13 protein-coding genes are annotated in these 14,875 nt (G+C 73.4%); 8 read left to right on the forward strand and 5 right to left on the reverse strand.

The features are described 5' to 3' along the window. Positions 1-15: 15 nt before the first annotated feature. Positions 16-531, forward strand: a complete 516-nt coding sequence (locus tag ABT092_RS07000; protein WP_351240628.1) for a PH domain-containing protein — start codon at positions 16-18, stop codon at positions 529-531. A gap of 6 nt (positions 532-537) precedes the next feature. On the opposite strand, the gene ABT092_RS07005 is transcribed toward ABT092_RS07000, so the two are convergent. The 3 genes from ABT092_RS07005 to ABT092_RS07015 form a co-directional block, all read right to left on the reverse strand. Continuing rightward, positions 538-2,397 (reverse strand): AAA family ATPase, encoded by a 1,860-nt coding sequence (locus ABT092_RS07005; protein WP_351240630.1) that lies wholly within the window; start codon positions 2,395-2,397, stop codon positions 538-540. Between the two features lie 535 nt (positions 2,398-2,932). Beyond that, positions 2,933-3,529: a uridine kinase family protein gene (locus ABT092_RS07010; protein WP_351240632.1), complete on the reverse strand. Its 597-nt coding sequence runs from the start codon at positions 3,527-3,529 to the stop codon at positions 2,933-2,935. Positions 3,530-3,554: 25 nt separating this feature from the next. Next, the gene (locus tag ABT092_RS07015) at positions 3,555-5,069 is read right to left on the reverse strand and encodes a M1 family metallopeptidase (RefSeq protein ID WP_351240634.1); all 1,515 of its coding nucleotides are present in this window, start codon (positions 5,067-5,069) and stop codon (positions 3,555-3,557) included. Positions 5,070-5,366: 297 nt separating this feature from the next. Here ABT092_RS07015 and ABT092_RS07020 point away from each other — a divergent pair, with 297 nt between their 5' ends. Further along, positions 5,367-5,510: an SCO1431 family membrane protein gene (locus ABT092_RS07020; RefSeq protein ID WP_351240636.1), complete on the forward strand. Its 144-nt coding sequence runs from the start codon at positions 5,367-5,369 to the stop codon at positions 5,508-5,510. A 170-nt stretch (positions 5,511-5,680) separates the two neighbouring features. Further along, positions 5,681-6,325: a TetR/AcrR family transcriptional regulator gene (locus ABT092_RS07025; RefSeq protein ID WP_351240638.1), complete on the forward strand. Its 645-nt coding sequence runs from the start codon at positions 5,681-5,683 to the stop codon at positions 6,323-6,325. A 149-nt stretch (positions 6,326-6,474) separates the two neighbouring features. Here the strand turns inward: ABT092_RS07025 and ABT092_RS07030 are convergent, their stop codons facing one another. After that, on the reverse strand, positions 6,475-7,716 hold the full coding sequence (locus ABT092_RS07030) for a glycoside hydrolase family 18 protein (RefSeq protein WP_351240640.1): 1,242 nt from the start codon (positions 7,714-7,716) through the stop codon (positions 6,475-6,477). A 414-nt stretch (positions 7,717-8,130) separates the two neighbouring features. On the opposite strand from ABT092_RS07030, the gene ABT092_RS07035 reads away from it, so the two are divergent. Next, on the forward strand, positions 8,131-9,309 hold the full coding sequence (locus ABT092_RS07035) for an acyl-CoA dehydrogenase family protein (protein WP_351240642.1): 1,179 nt from the start codon (positions 8,131-8,133) through the stop codon (positions 9,307-9,309). A gap of 503 nt (positions 9,310-9,812) precedes the next feature. On the opposite strand, the gene ABT092_RS07040 is transcribed toward ABT092_RS07035, so the two are convergent. Beyond that, positions 9,813-10,247, reverse strand: coding sequence for a hypothetical protein (locus ABT092_RS07040; RefSeq protein WP_351240644.1), 435 nt, complete (start codon positions 10,245-10,247; stop codon positions 9,813-9,815). Positions 10,248-10,511: 264 nt separating this feature from the next. Here ABT092_RS07040 and ABT092_RS07045 point away from each other — a divergent pair, with 264 nt between their 5' ends. The 4 genes from ABT092_RS07045 to fxsA all read left to right on the forward strand — a co-directional run bounded on the left by ABT092_RS07045 (position 10,512) and on the right by fxsA (position 14,765). Beyond that, positions 10,512-10,952: an Lrp/AsnC family transcriptional regulator gene (locus ABT092_RS07045; protein WP_351240646.1), complete on the forward strand. Its 441-nt coding sequence runs from the start codon at positions 10,512-10,514 to the stop codon at positions 10,950-10,952. A 76-nt stretch (positions 10,953-11,028) separates the two neighbouring features. Beyond that, a complete protein-coding gene (locus ABT092_RS07050) occupies positions 11,029-12,681 on the forward strand; it encodes an amidohydrolase (RefSeq protein ID WP_351240648.1) in 1,653 nt (550 codons plus the stop codon). 547 nt (positions 12,682-13,228) lie between these two features. Next, the gene (locus tag ABT092_RS07055) at positions 13,229-14,089 is read left to right on the forward strand and encodes a polyprenol monophosphomannose synthase (protein WP_351240650.1); all 861 of its coding nucleotides are present in this window, start codon (positions 13,229-13,231) and stop codon (positions 14,087-14,089) included. A 94-nt stretch (positions 14,090-14,183) separates the two neighbouring features. Beyond that, on the forward strand, positions 14,184-14,765 hold the full coding sequence (gene fxsA / locus ABT092_RS07060) for an FxsA family membrane protein (protein ID WP_351240652.1): 582 nt from the start codon (positions 14,184-14,186) through the stop codon (positions 14,763-14,765). The last annotated feature ends 110 nt before the right edge of the window (positions 14,766-14,875 follow it).

Below are 14,875 nucleotides of genomic sequence, written 5' to 3' on the forward strand. Positions count from 1 at the left end.
GAAGAGACAGGGATCATGTCCGACACCCCCGCCCCGGCCCCCGGTACCCCGTCCCCGCACGCTCAGGACGGCCCGGCGGCCGGCGGGGGCGCGCCGGCGCCCGCCCTGCCGGTCACCTTCCGGCCCGCACTGATCCGGATCGTCCTGCTCGTCTCGGGCGTCGCGATCCTCGCCGTGCTCACCGTGATCGCGGTCGTCCTGCCGCACCTCAGCCCGGGCGAGCGCACCAGCTTCGTCTTCACCGGAGTGCTGTGCCTCGCCGGGCTCGCCCTGCTCGGCCGGCCTAAGATCGTGGCCGACACCCAGGGCGTGACCGTCGTCAACATCGCCTCCTCGCGGCGGCTGGAGTGGGCCCAGATCCTCCAGGTCAACCTGCGGCCCGGCGACCCCTGGGTGTTCCTCGACCTCAGCGACGGCACCAGCCTCGCCGCCATGGGCATCCAGCCCGGAATGGCCCGCGAGCGCGCCATCGCCGATGCCCGCGCCCTCCGGGCCCTGGCCCGGGAGCACGGCACCGGCCGCCGGCCCTGATCCGGCTCAGGCCCCTGCCAACGGCTTCCCGGGTCCCCGACCCGACAGCACCTCGCCGTACGCCTGCATCAGGTCCGCCAACCGGAGCGTGGCCAGGTCGTCCCGGCTCGGGAGGTCGGTGTAACCGGACAGCCGCAGGTCCCGGTAGGCGCAGCTCTTCTCGTACAGCGTCCGCAGGAACCGTCCGTTGCCCAACTCGTCGATCCACCCCTGGTCCACCACGTGGGCGCTGATGGACCGCAGTTCGTCCACCGCCTCCTCGTCCCATGCGTCCCCGTTCTCCGCCGCCAACACCTGGCCGATCGCGGTGAGTTCGAACGGACGGTACGAGGGGAAGTCCACCCGGGTGGTGAACCGCGACGACAGCCCCGGGTTGGTGGCCAGCAGCCGGTCCATCCCCTCCGGGTACCCCGCGAGGATCACCACCAGGTGGTCGCGGTTGTCCTCGGCGCGCTTCAGCAGCACCTGGAGTGCTTCGTCCCCGTAGGCGTCGCCCTTGCCGTAACCGGAGTTGGACAGCGCGTACGCCTCGTCCAGGAAGAGCACCCCGCCGATGGCGGAGTCGATCAGCTCGTTGGCCTTGACCGCGGTCTGCCCGAGGTACTCGCCCACCAGGTCGGCCCGTTGCGCCTCCACCAGGTGGTCGCCGCCCAGCAGTCCGAGGGCGTAGAAGACGCGGCCCAGTATTCGCGCCACGGTGGTCTTGCCGGTGCCGGAGGGCCCCGAGAACACGAAGTGCCGCTTCGGCGGCTGGACCGGAAGCCCCTGCCCGGCCCGGAGCCGGGCCATGTTCAGCTGGGCGGACAGGGCCTTCACCTGTCGTTTCACCGGGTCCAGGCCGACCATGCGCTCCAGCTCGGCGAGGGCGTCGGCCAGGAGCGCCGGATCGGCCGACGGACAGGGCGGCCGGTGCGGGGCGGGCCCGGCGGCCTTCTCCCGCACCAGGTCCCGCACCCCCGGTGCCCCGCCGACCGCGGGGTCCGGCGCGGGCTCGCCGACCTTCACGTCCCGGCCCTCCGCGTCGAACAGCGGATCCACTCCGCCGATGCCCTCGGCCCCGGCCCCCGGCGGTGCGAACGGCGTCAGGTCGAGGGCCTCGTCGAAACCCTCCTCGGCGATCGCGGCCAGCCGGGCCGAGGTGTCCATGAAGGCGGGGTCCACCTGATGGACCGCCCGGTACAGCGGGAGCGCCGCCGCACTGCGTCCGGTTCCCTCGCGGGCCCGGGCCAGCCAGTACCGCAACTCCTTGCGCTGGGGCTGTTCGCTGCGGCAGCGCATCAGCGCTGCCGCCAACAGCGGCTCGGCCTGGCCGAACATCTCCAGCCGGACACGTGCCATCCCGGCGAACAGACCCGCCTCGATGCCGAGCAACGGATCGTCGAGGAGGGGGTCGGTGTGGCGCGCCAACTGCTCCCAGTCCTTGACCAGGTACGAGCGGCACGCGTGCAGGAACCTCACCTGCGGGTCCGCGTCGACCGGGGGGAGCCCCGCGAGGGCGCGGTCCAACTCCGGTACGTGGCGGCCGTCGAGCCAGTGCGAGGCGTGCGCCAGCAGCAGGTCCCGCGGTCTTTCGAGCACCGGTTGCACCCACCAGCCCAACCAGTACCAGGAGTTGAGGGTGCGTCGATGGCGGACGCGTTGTTCGCAGAAGCGCTCGCGGTGCTGGTACATCCGCAGCAGTGCGGTGGTGGTGTCCACCCGCAGTGCGTGCAGTCCGAGCCAACCGTCGGCCATGCCGGGGTCCAGTCGGACGGCCGTCTTGAACTCCTCTTCCGCCTGCGGATACGCGCCCATGGTGTACGCGTCCACCCCGCGCAGCCACGCGAGTTCCGCCGGGGCCGGAGCGCCCTGGGTGCCGAAGTCCATCACGTCCCCCACAAGCCGTGCCCCCGATGATGTGCCGGTGCTCGCCGGTGCCAGGCGGTACCGGCCATTGACAGTTCAAGTTCCCCTGTCGACCCGTGTGGAACCGCTGTGCCGTGGACGGAAGTTGAGTCGGTGCGTCGAGCAGCCCGTCCGGTTGGCCGCACCGCACGCATCGTACCCGCGAGAAGCGGTCGGATCTAAGGGTGCCCGCAATGCCGGCTATGCGAGGGACGCGGAGATGGCGGGGCTCGGTGACCGAGGGTGAGCGGTCGTCGCCCCCTCGTGCTTGCTCAAGGGGCGAAGGGGGCGCATAGTGCAGGACGGAGCCCCCGGTCACGGGGGAACGACCGGGGGCTCCGCGGAGGTGGGCGACCCGAAAGGCCGCACATTCAGAACGTAAGACCTCCGGGCCCCCGGGTCAAGCAGCGAGGAGAGGCCGACGAAAACCGCTTTCCGGGCGCTCGTCACGTCCGTCCACGGCTTCTGCCGCGCTTCACTCTCCGTGAGGGATTCTCGCGCGACGAGAATTCGCCCGTCACGCCGGCCCCGCCATCACCTCGTACCCCGAGGGCACCTGCCGCACCAGGAGATCGGCGGTGGGTCGGGTCGGGTCCGCCGCGAAGTGCTGTCGCTCCGCGCGGACCCAGCCCTGCCAGAACTCCTCCTGCGCGGGACCGTCGCGGAGCCGTCCACGGGCCCAGGCCGCCTCGGGCCCGCACTCCATCCACAGCACCCGGGCCAGTCCCGGGCGCAGCTCCCGCCGTCCTGCGCCGACCCCTTCCAGCAGGACGACCGGGGCGGGAGCCAGGGTCCGGACCGCGCCGAACCCGCGTGCCGTCCAGTCGTACGGCGCGTACCGCGCGGGCTCGCCGCGCTCCAGCGGCGCGAGGACCCCGTCCACCAGCCGGTCGACCCAGGCGAAGGGTTCCCGGTGCGTGGCGAAGTCGTCCAGGTGGAGGACGGGCGCCCCGCCGAGGGCCTCGGCGAGCAGCGCGGCGAAGGTGGTCTTGCCCGATCCGGCGTGGCCGTCGATCGCGACCAGCCGCACCGCGCCGCAGGACGGCGGCAACCGTGACAGCTCGGCGGCGAGCCGTGCCGGGGCCGGACCGGGGGGCGGGGGCGAGGCGGACATCCCTCCAGCGTAGGCCCCGGTGCGATCAGCCGACCGGACGCACCACCCAGTCGGGGTGGCCCGGCATGGCCGGCGTCCTCGGCCCGTACAGCCAGGGCCGCAGGAACGCGTCCATGTCCTCACCGGTGATCTCGGAGGCCAGCGCGATGAACTCCCGGGTGCCGGCGACGCTTCCCCGGTAGCGCTGGGCCCAGGTCCGTTCGACGGCGCGGAACGCGCTCTCGCCCACCCGTTGGCGCAGCGCGTACAGCACCAGGGCGGAGCCGTCGTAGCGCATCCGCTTGAAGAGGTTCGGTTCGGTGGGTTCGGCGGGTGCGCCGAAGTCCCGTCGCCACTGGTCGTGCTGCTCGTACGCCGCCTTCATCGCCGTGTGCAGGGCGGTGCCCCCGTGGTCCTGCGAGTACAGCCGCTCGTAGTACCGGGCGTGGCCCTCGCTCAGCCAGAGGTCGGACCAGGTGCGGATGCCGTTGCTGTTGCCCAGCCACTGGTGGGCCAGTTCGTGGACCAGGTTCCGTTCGGCCGTGACCCGGTCGCCGAGCAGGTCGGCCTTGGGCACCAGGGACAGGGTCTGGGTCTCCAGGGCCACCCCCAGGTCGGTGTCCCCCACCAGGATCCCGTAGCGGTCGAAGGGGTAGGGGCCCAGCCGCTCGGTCAGCCAGTCCAGGTGCTCCGGGGTGAGCGCGCGGTACTGCGCGGTGGGCCCCACCAGGCCGTTTGGCACCGCGTCCCGGATCGGGAGGCCGCCCGGGCCCTGGTCCGTCACGAAGGTGAACCGTCCGATCGCGACCTGGGCGAGTTGGACGGCGAGGGGCCGTTCGGAGTCGTAGGTCCAGCGGATCCGGCCGTCCGGGCGCTCGCTGCGTTCCACGAGCCGGCCGCCGGCGACGGCCTCGACGTCCGGCGGCGTGGTGATCCGGAAGGTGATCCGGGCACGGCGACTGGGGTGGTCGTCGGCGGGGAAGACCATGCGGGCTCCGTTCGGCTGCGGATACAGCACGGTGCCGTCCGGGGTGGGGATCCAGCCGTACGCCTCGATGGCGTCGGTGCGGTGCCGGGTCTGGGTGGGGTCGGCGGTGTAGCGGACCACCACGGTGAAGGCCCGGTCCCGGGCCAGCGGGGCGGCCGGGGTGACGACGAGTTCGTCGCCGTCCCGCTCGGTCCGTGCGGGACGGCCGTCGACGGTGACCGCGTGCAGGGTGTTCCCGGCGAAGTCGAGGTGGAAGCGGGACAGGGCCTGGGTGGTGCGGGCGCTGAGGGTGGCCGTGGCCGGGAAGGCGGTGCGCGGTGCGCGCCAATCGAGGTCGACGAGGTAGCGGCTGACCCGGTAGCCGCCGTTGCCGTCGAGGGGGAAGAGGGGGTCGCCGGCTCCCGGCGCCCCGGGACTGGCCGTCTCGGTGCCCGCGGACCGGGCCCCGCCGGCGTCCGCCGGCCAGAGCGCGCCGGTCAGGGAGGCCATCGCGGCGACCGCGACCACCAGGGGGGTGCGGACGCGGGCGCGTCCTCGAACGGGGTGCGGGCGCTGCTGGGTGATCGGTGTCACCGGGACCCTCCTCGTCGGTGCGCGGACCGGCGGTGGCGCACGGCGGTCGGCCGTGCCCGCGGTCCGCTCTCCCTCCCGAGTAGACCGGTGCGGGGGCGGCACCGTTGTCCGGCGCTACGGGGGCGGGGGCCCGGGATGGAGTGCGCGCAAGAGTGCGCGCTCCCTTTGCGCGCCCCTGCGCTCCGGGCCCGGGGCCCGGGACGTGACCGACGTCTCTACCGGGGCGGGCCCCGCCGGTGGCACAGTGAAGGAACCCCCTCCGGGGGTTTCTCCACCGCGCGACGACAGCGAGACCCCATGACCGCGAACTCCTCCACGGCCCAGCCCGTCACCCGTACCGGCGGCCCCCGCCCGGACGGGCCCGCCGTCCTCGAACACGTCCTCGGCTGGACCCTCGTGGTCGTGATCGCGCTGCTGGTCACCCGCCTCGGCCTGATGTGAGCCACCGGGCGGCGGTCGGCTCCGGCCTCCTCCCGCCACCACCGGCGCCGCTGCCGAGGGCGGTCGCGGCCGGACGCCGGTGACGCCTGCCCGGCTCTGCCATACTGCCGGGTGTTCCGATGCCAGCGGGGAGGCACAGACCGCCTTTGGATACCACTCAGCAAGGGGCCGTGCGCGCCCGGCGGGCTCGGGCCGGGCGACCGCGGGCCGCCGAACGCCCCTTCAGCCGACGGGAAGAACTCATCGCGATCGGGCGGAAGTTGTTCGCCGACACGTCCTACGACGCGTTGTCGATGGATGACATCGCCCGACAGGCGCATGTCGCCAAGGGGCTGATCTACTACTACTTCGGCTCCAAGCGGGGCTACTACCTCGCGATCATCGAGGACGCGGTGACCGCCCTCGTCGCCCGGGCCGGCAGCAACACCGAGCTTCCCGGACGCACCCGGCTGGAGCGCACCATCGACGGCTACCTGCGGTACGCCGAGCACAACCAGGCCGCGTTCCGCACGATCGTCAGCGGGGGCGTGGGCTTCGACACCGAGGTGCAGGCCATGCGGAACGGGGTGCGGGAGGCGATCGTCGACACCATCGCCGAGGGCGCCTACGGTCGGCGCGACGTCCCGCGGGTGGCCCGGCTCGCCCTGCTCGGCTGGCAGTGGAGCGTCGAGGGCATCACCCTGGACTGGATCGACCGACCGCATCCGTCGCGCGACGAGGTCCGGGAACTCCTGGTCGCCCTGCTCGTCAGCACCCTGGGCACGATCGCCGATCTGGATCCGGCCTGCCCCGCCCCGCCGCCGCCGGCGACCTGACGTCACATCACTTGGGCCGGTGCGGAACGGAAGGCACCGATCCGGTTCCCCGGGAACGCCGGAAGGGGCGGAGCCCGAAGGCCCCGCCCCTTCCCCGGTGACGACGGATCACCCGTGCTGTCCGGTGCCCACCGGGCGCCGTGCGGAGGTCAGTTGATCGCCTTGATCAACTCGCCGTCGGCGGTGTCGCCGTTGAGTTCCCAGATGAAGGTGCCCGCCAGGTTCTGCCGGTTCTTGTACGCCATCTTGGTGGCGATCGTCGCCGGGGTGTCGTAACTCCACCACTCGTTGCCGCACTTGGCGTAGGCCGTGCCGCCGACCGTGCCGGTCGCCGGGCACTTGGTCTTCAGCACCTTGTAGTCGTCGATGCCCTGCTCCCAGGTGCCCTGGGCGGGACCGGTGGCCGTGCCGCCGGGCGCCGACTGGGTGACGCCCGTCCAACCGCGGCCGTAGAAGCCGACGCCGAGCAGCAGCTTGGACGAGGGGATGCCGAGGTTCTTCAGCTTGGTGATCGTCGCGTCCGAGTGGTAGTCCGGCTGGGGGATGCCGGGGTAGCCCGTGAGCGCCGAGTGCGGCGCGGTGGGGCCGGTCCGCGACCAGGCGCCGAAGAAGTCGTACGTCATCGGGTTGTACCAGTCGACGTACCGGGAGGCGCCCGCGTAGTCGGCCGCGTCGATCTTGCCGCCGGGTGAGGCGTCGGCCGGGATCGCCGAGGTCACCAGCTGGGAGCCGAACCGCCCACGCACCGCCTTCATCAGGTCGGTGTAGGCGTTGCGCCCGCTGGTGTCGCAGGTCGCGCCACAGGCGTTCGGGTACTCCCAGTCGATGTCGATGCCGTCGAACACGCCGGCCCAACGGGGGTCGTTGACGAGCTGGTAGCAGGATTCGGCGAAGGCCGCCGGGTTCTTCGCGGCCTGGGCGAAGCCGGCGGACCAGGTCCAACCGCCGAACGACCACACCACCTTGAGGTGCGGGTTCTTCGCCTTCAGCTCCTTGAGCTGATTGAAGTTGCCGCGCAGCGGCTGGTCCCAGGTGTCGGCGACGCCGTCGACGGACTGGGAGGCCGGGTACGCCTTCTCCAGCGCGGCGTAGGAGTCGCCGATCTGGCACTTGCCGTTCTGGACGTTGCCGAAGCCGTAGTTGATGTGCGTCAGCTTCGCCGCGGAGCCGGAGGTCTGGATGTTGTTGACGTGGTAGTTCCGACCGTAGACGCTCCACTCGGAGAAGTAGCCGACGACCTTGGAACTGCGGGGGGAGAGCGGCTGCGCGTCCGGCGCGGCCCCGGCCGCGCTCGCGCTGTGCGCTCCGCCGAGCAGACCCGCCCCGAGGACCGCGCAACACGCGGCCGAGACGAGTGCCCGGAAACGGGCAGGACGACGTGACAGTGACATCGGATCACCTCGTGGGGGAGAGGGGACGGTGGGGGGAGTCCTGTGGGCGCACCGACGGGCGACGCGTGCGCGCACCGGTGGATGGGGGCGAGCGCGTGGGGCGCTCGGGGGGAACAGTAGGGAGGACTGAACCGACGGGTCAATGGTGTGTACCAATTCCGGCCGCAGGGTCGGCCTGTTCGAAGATCGAGACCAGTGACGAACCGCCGTCGATCGGGCATACTCGGCGCGACGCGCCGCCGCTGTCGGCCGCCACCCGCCCCGTGATCCGGGACGGCTCCACGGCGGGCAGTGCCGCACCGCTGTGGACCCGGGCCGCGCCCAGACGCCGGACCGGTGCCACGGACCCCGCCGGAGGCGGGTCGCCGTACCCGTGGCGAGCGCCTCCGAACTGCCCGACAGGGAGGACCGCACATGCCCGACCACGTTCCGCAGCCCGTGGACCGGATCGCCCCCACGGACGAAGCCCGCGACCTGTTCGCACTCGTCCGGGAACTCGCCCAGCGGGAGGTCGCCCCGACCGCCGCCGAGCAGGAGGAGGCGGGCCGCTTCCCCCGCGAGGTCTTCGCCCTGCTGTCCGAGTCCGGCCTGCTCGGCCTCCCCTACGACGCCGCGTACGGCGGCGGGGAACAGCCGTACGAGGTCTACCTCCAGGTGCTGGAGGAACTCGCCGCGGCCCGGCTCACGGTCGGACTCGGCGTCAGCGTGCACACGCTCGCCTGCCACGCCCTCGCGGGCTTCGGCACCGAGGAGCAGCGGGCCGCGCACCTGCCCGCGATGCTCGGCGGGGACCTGCTCGGCGCGTACTGCCTGTCGGAACCCTCGGCGGGCTCCGACGCCGCCTCCCTGCGCACCCGGGCCGTCCGGGACGGGGACACCGGGGATTGGGTGCTCACCGGAACCAAGGCGTGGATCACCCACGGCGGGATCGCCGACTTCTACACCGTTCTGGCCCGCTCGGGCGGGGAAGGGCCGCGCGGGGTCACCGCCTACCTGGTGCCCGGGGACGCCCCCGGGCTGAGCGCGGCCTCCCCGGAGAAGAAGATGGGCATGAAGGGTTCGCCCACCGCGCAGGTCCACTTCGACGGGGTCCGGGTCTCCGACGACCGGCGCCTGGGCGCCGAGGGGCAGGGCTTCGCGATCGCGCTGGCCGCCCTCGACTCCGGTCGGCTCGGCATAGCGGCCTGCGCGGTCGGCGTGGCCCAGGCGGCCCTGGACGCCGCCACCGGGTACGTGGTCCAACGGCACCAGTTCGGCCGCCCGTTGGCGGACTTCCAGGGGCTGCGGTTCCTCCTCGCGGACATGGCCACCCAGGTGGCCGCGGGGCGGGCGCTCTACCTCGCGGCGGCCCGGCTGCGGGACGCGGGGCGCCCCTTCGGGAAGGAGGCGGCCATGGCCAAGCTCCTGTGCACCGACACCGCGATGAAGGTGACCACCGATGCGGTGCAGGTGCTGGGGGGTTACGGATACACCACGGACTTCCCGGTGGAGCGGTACATGCGGGAGGCCAAGGCGCTCCAGATCGTCGAGGGCACCAACCAGATCCAGCGCATGGTCATCGCCCGTCACCTGGTGGGACCGGAGACCCGCTGATCCACGGGATCGAGCCGAAGCCGCCGGTGACGGCGGAGCCGAACTGGCCGGGACGCACCGAGGGCGCGGTGAGCCGCTCCCATTCGGGGTCGGGCGCCCCGGGCAGGGTTCTCCCCTCCCGGCTCCACCGTGCCGACAGCGCCCGGTAGAGCGGCGGATCGGTGTCCGGGGCCGGCCGGGGGACCGGGACCGGCCCCGAGCGGGACGGCACGGCGGAGAAGGGCGTCCGGTTCCGTGCCGATCGCCGCGGCAGCGGGGACCGCCTGAGCGGAACCGATTCTTCGGGTACGGCCGGATGTGCGAGGGGTGAGGTCATACCGTGGCCAACGGCACACGGCGGGGACGGTCACCCGCACCGGGGCTCGGGCATGAGTACGAAGAGGTCCCCCGTGGGGGCATCGGGCGGCATCGGGGGTACCGGCGCCCGCGGAGGAACGCCGGGGAGCGGAACGGCCCGGTGGAACGGGGGTGCGTGGGACGGTGGGGGTGGCGCGCCGGCGGTCTCAGGCCGCCGCGCTGCGCCGCATCTGCGGGAAGTGCACGGGACGCGAGCCCGGGCCGCCGACGTGGGAGAAGGGCTGGGTCCGCCAGTCGAGCCCCTGGGGGAGGGCCAGCAGAACGGCGGTGTCGTGCTCCTGCGCCTCGCGGTCCCCGTCCGCGGGGCGGGCCACGGCGGCGGGACGGCCCGTCCCGGCGCAGACCTGGAGGCCGAACGGGTTCCAGGGGGTGGGGCACATCGCGTGCTCCGGCAGGACCTCCTCCTCGGCGAGGAGGGCGATGGGCCGGGCGCAGTCCGGGCAGATCACCCGGATCGTCCCGGCGCCGTCGTAGGCGTCGAACTCGTCTTCCGCGGAACCGACTTCGACGTCCTCCGGCTCGGGTTCGAAAACTGGCTGCTTGACCCGGGACAGACGCCCGGGGCGCTTCACACTCTGCATGTGGGAACTCTCCCCCTCGATGGGTGGGCCGGGCGCTGGGCCCCGGCCACAGCAAGCATTTCCCGTCCGATCAGGGCGATAATCGCCCGACGTGCGCAGACGCCTCCAACGGGCTGTGGCGTTCGTCACACCAATGGGTCAACGACTCCCGGGACGGGGGCCGTTAGCCGAACGGACCGCCCGGTGCGTCACCGATCGGTCTCGGAACGCGGGCGAACGCGCTTCCGGTATCCGCGACGATCATCGGAGCTGTAGGTTTCCGCCATGGAGGAGCTGGATCGTCAGATCGTCGAATTGCTCGTCAAGGACGGGCGGATGAGCTACACCGACCTGGGCAAGGCCACCGGCCTGTCCACTTCGGCCGTGCACCAGCGGGTGCGGCGGCTGGAGCAGCGCGGGGTGATCCGGGGGTACGCCGCGGTCGTCGACCCGGAAGCCGTCGGTCTGCCGCTCACGGCGTTCATCTCGGTGAAACCCTTCGATCCCAGCGCACCCGACGACATCGCCGAGCGCCTCGCCGGGGTCCCCGAGATCGAGGCGTGCCACAGCGTGGCCGGCGACGAGAACTACATCCTCAAGGTCCGGGTGGCGACCCCGCGCGAACTGGAGCACCTCCTCGGCCGGCTGCGGAGCCTCGCCGGGGTCTCCACCCGCACCACGGTCGTCCTGTCCACCCCCTACGAGGCGCGACCGCCCCGGATCTGAACGGGCCGCCGCCCCGCGGAGCGCGTCGTGGCGGCCCCGGGTCCGGTCCGTCCCGGCCGGCCGGGACACTGGAGTCATGAGCCAGCGCACAACCGCCCCGTCCGACCCGGTGCCCGAAGAGGGCACCGTCCTCCTGCGCGGGGGAGAGGTCCACTCGCCCGCCGACCCCTTCGCCACCGCCATGGTGGTCTCCCGCGGCCAGATCGCCTGGGTGGGCTCGGAGGGGGCGGCCGACGCCTTCGCGGCCGCCGCCGACGAGGTCGTCGACCTGGAGGGCGCCCTCGTCACCCCCGCCTTCACCGACTCCCACGTCCACACCACCTCCACCGGGCTCGCCCTCACCGGCCTCGACCTCACCGGGGCCGCCACCCGTGAGGAGGCCCTCGCACGGGTCGCGGCCCACGCCCGGTCCCGCCCCGACGACCGGGTGCTCCTCGGCCACGGCTGGGACGCCGCCCGCTGGCCGGACGGCCGGCCTCCGTCCCGTGCCGAACTCGACGCCGCCACCGCGGGCCGGCCCCTGTACCTCTCCCGCGTCGACGTCCACTCCGCGGTCGTCAGCACCGCCCTGCTCGACCTCGTCCCGGGCATCACCGACCGGGACGGTTACGCCGTCGGCGCCCCCCTCACCCGGGACGCCCACCACGCGGTGCGCGCCGCCGCGCTCGCCGCCGTCACCCCCGCCCAGCGCACCGAGGCCCAGCGCGCGGCGCTGAGGCACGCGGCCTCGCTCGGCATCGGCTCCGTCCACGAGTGCGGCGGACCGGAGATCTCCAGCGAGGAGGACCTCGCCGGGCTGCTCCGGCTGGCCGGCCAGGAACCCGGCCCCCGGGTCGTCGGCTACTGGGGCGAGCGGGTCACCGGCCCCCGGGACGCCGAGCGGATCCGGGAGCTCGGTGCCCTCGGTGCGGCCGGCGACCTCTTCGTGGACGGTTCCCTCGGCTCGCACACCGCCTGCCTGCACGAGCCGTACGCCGACGCCGCGCACCGCGGCACCGCCTACCTGGACGCCGCCGACATCACCGCCCACGTGGTGGCCTGCACCGAAGCGGGGCTCCAGGCCGGTTTCCACGCCATCGGCGACGCCGCTCTCGCCACCGTGGTGGGCGGGGTGCGGGCCGCCGCCGACCGAGTCGGCCTGGCCCGGGTCCGGGCCGCCCGTCACCGGGTGGAGCACGCGGAGATGCTCACGCCCGACACCGTCGCCGCCTTCGCCGACCTGGGCCTCACCGCTTCCGTGCAGCCCGCCTTCGACGCCCGCTGGGGCGGTGCGGAGGGCATGTACGTCGAGCGCCTCGGTGCGGAGCGGGCCCGTTCCCTCAACCCGTTCGCCGCCCTGCTGCGGGCCGGAGCCGCCCTGGCCTTCGGCTCGGACAGCCCGGTGACCCCGCTCGATCCTTGGGGCACCGTCCGCGCCGCGGCCCACCATCGCACCCCGGACCACCGGATCTCGGTGCGCGCCGCCTTCGCGGCCCACACCCGCGGCGGCTGGCGCGCGATCGGACGGGACGACGCGGGGGCGCTCGTGCCCGGGGCACCTGCCGACTACGCGCTCTGGCGCGCCGGGCCGCTCCTGGTCCAGGCCCCCGACGACCGGGTGGCCCGCTGGTCCACCGACCCCCGCTCCGGCACCCCCGGCCTGCCGGACCTCTCGCCGGGTGCCGAACCGCCGCAGTGCCTGCGCACGGTGGTGGCCGGACGGACGGTGTACGTACGGCCGGGGGAGTGACGTACGACGGTGCGGTCCACCGGGGCGGGGGTGCAGTACCCACCGCCTCACCTGCGCACCCTCGATTTTGACCTGTGGTTTCCGGAAATTTCCGCAGGTTGTCGAGGTATTGACAGAAAGCTGCCGGGGGCGGGTAGGTTCGGCGGCGTCCACCACTGGACGTCCGACCGGCGAACGTCCGCGCAGTCGTCGAACGCCGCTGGGTCAGAGGGCGGGGCGCGTCCGGACGCCGCCCCGCCGCTGGGAGCCAGGCCCAGTTCCCGCGCCTCGGGGGCGGGGGAACGTTCCGGCTGGTCGGAGGTCCCCCCGGCTCCTCGGGGAGCACGGGGCGCGTGGCCCCGATGGGGCCCGGCCGCTCAGTAGACAACGGCCCCGGCCGACCCGCAGCCAGCGGGTCCCGGGCCGGCCCGAAGAGCGCCGGGCCCGATCCGTGCCCCGGGCCCGGCCCCGGGGACGACACCGGCCCGTCGAGGCCCCGTTGCGGCACGCCGGCGAGGGCCGTCGCACTATGGTGGACACCTGCGACGACTTGCACGAAGGGGCTCTTGTGAACGACGGCGACGCGATGTCCTCGGCCGGTGCCGAGGAACGGCGGTTCGGCCCACTGGGCACGGCCCTGGTCATCATTCCGACCTACAACGAGGCCGAGAACATCGCGTCGATCGTCGGCCGGGTGCGGTCCGCGGTCCCCGATGCGCACGTCCTCGTCGCCGACGACAACAGCCCCGACGGCACCGGGGAGCTGGCCGACCGGCTCGCAGCCGACGACGAGCAGGTCCACGTGCTGCACCGCAAGGGCAAGGAGGGGCTCGGCGCGGCGTACCTCGCCGGTTTCCGGTGGGGCCTAGAGAAGGGCTACGGCGTCCTCGTCGAGATGGACGCGGACGGCTCCCACCAGCCCGAGGAACTGCCCCGGCTGCTGACCGCCCTGAAGGGGGCAGACCTGGTCCTGGGCTCCCGTTGGGTGCCGGGCGGCCGGGTGGTCAACTGGCCCAAGTCCCGGGAGTTCATCTCCCGCGGCGGCAGCACCTACTCGCGGTTGCTCCTCGACGTCCCGCTGCGGGACGTCACCGGCGGTTACCGGGCCTTCCGGCGGGAGACCCTCGAAGGACTCGGCCTGACCGAGGTGGCCTCGCAGGGCTACTGTTTCCAGGTCGATCTGGCGCGGCGTGCGATCAGGGCGGGCTTCCACGTGGTCGAGGTGCCGATCACCTTCGTCGAGCGGGTGCACGGCGACTCCAAGATGAGCAAGGACATCCTGGTCGAAGCCCTGTGGAGGGTCACGGCCTGGGGCGTCACGGAACGTTTCAGCAAGCTGAGGTCCCACGGGCCGGCGAGCACCCCGGCCCGCGAGCCCCGGCAGGGTGAGCCCAGCGGGACCGCCGGTCGGCGCGCCGGAGGGGCCTGAGCCGATCCGCTCGGGCACCTGAGCGGGGGACGCTCAGGATCGTTGACCCTCCCGCTTTATGCCGGACCGATGCCGGGCCAGGCACACTGGAGGCATGACGACCGGTGCACCGCCCCCGCCGCCTTCCACCCGTAGCCGTCCGGGCACCCTCCGGAGGTTCTTCCCGCTCGCCCTCGCCGCCTGGTTCGTCCTGGAGGTCTGGCTGCTGACCCTGGTCGCCGGAGCGGCCGGGGGGTTCGCCGTCTTCCTGCTGCTGGTCGCCGGGGTCGTGCTCGGCAGCGTGGTGATCAAGGCCGCCGGGCGCCGTGCGTTCAAGCACCTCAGCGAGGCGGTCCAGCAGGCCCAGAGCGGCGCGGCCCCCCTGTCCGCCCCCCGGCCCGGGGAGGGCAGCGGGCTGGTGATGCTCGCGGGGCTGCTGTTGATCGTTCCGGGGCTGATCTCGGACGCGGCCGGGCTGCTGCTCTTGCTGCCGCCGATCCGCAAGGGGGTCGGGCGGTGGACGGAGCGCACCCTGGAGCGCCGGATGTCCGCCGCCGCGCCCGGCTCGCTGGGAGGCGCCTTCCAGCAGGCCCGCATGCGCTACCCGGACGGCAAGGTCGTCCCGGGCGAGGTCGTCCGGGAGCAGGACGGTCCGACGGGGGAGCCGCAAGGCCCCCGGCCGCCGCTGACCCCCTGAACCGAGCGTGTCGTGGCCCCGACGCCAAGGCGTCGGCCTCCCCGGAGGAGCATCCGGAGAGGAGCACGAGCACGGCCGCGGTGAGGGCGGCCGTCATGGTTGGACGTGAC

It is taken from the genome of Streptomyces sp. NPDC002490 (assembly GCF_040296045.1).
Classification (GTDB): domain Bacteria; phylum Actinomycetota; class Actinomycetes; order Streptomycetales; family Streptomycetaceae; genus Streptomyces.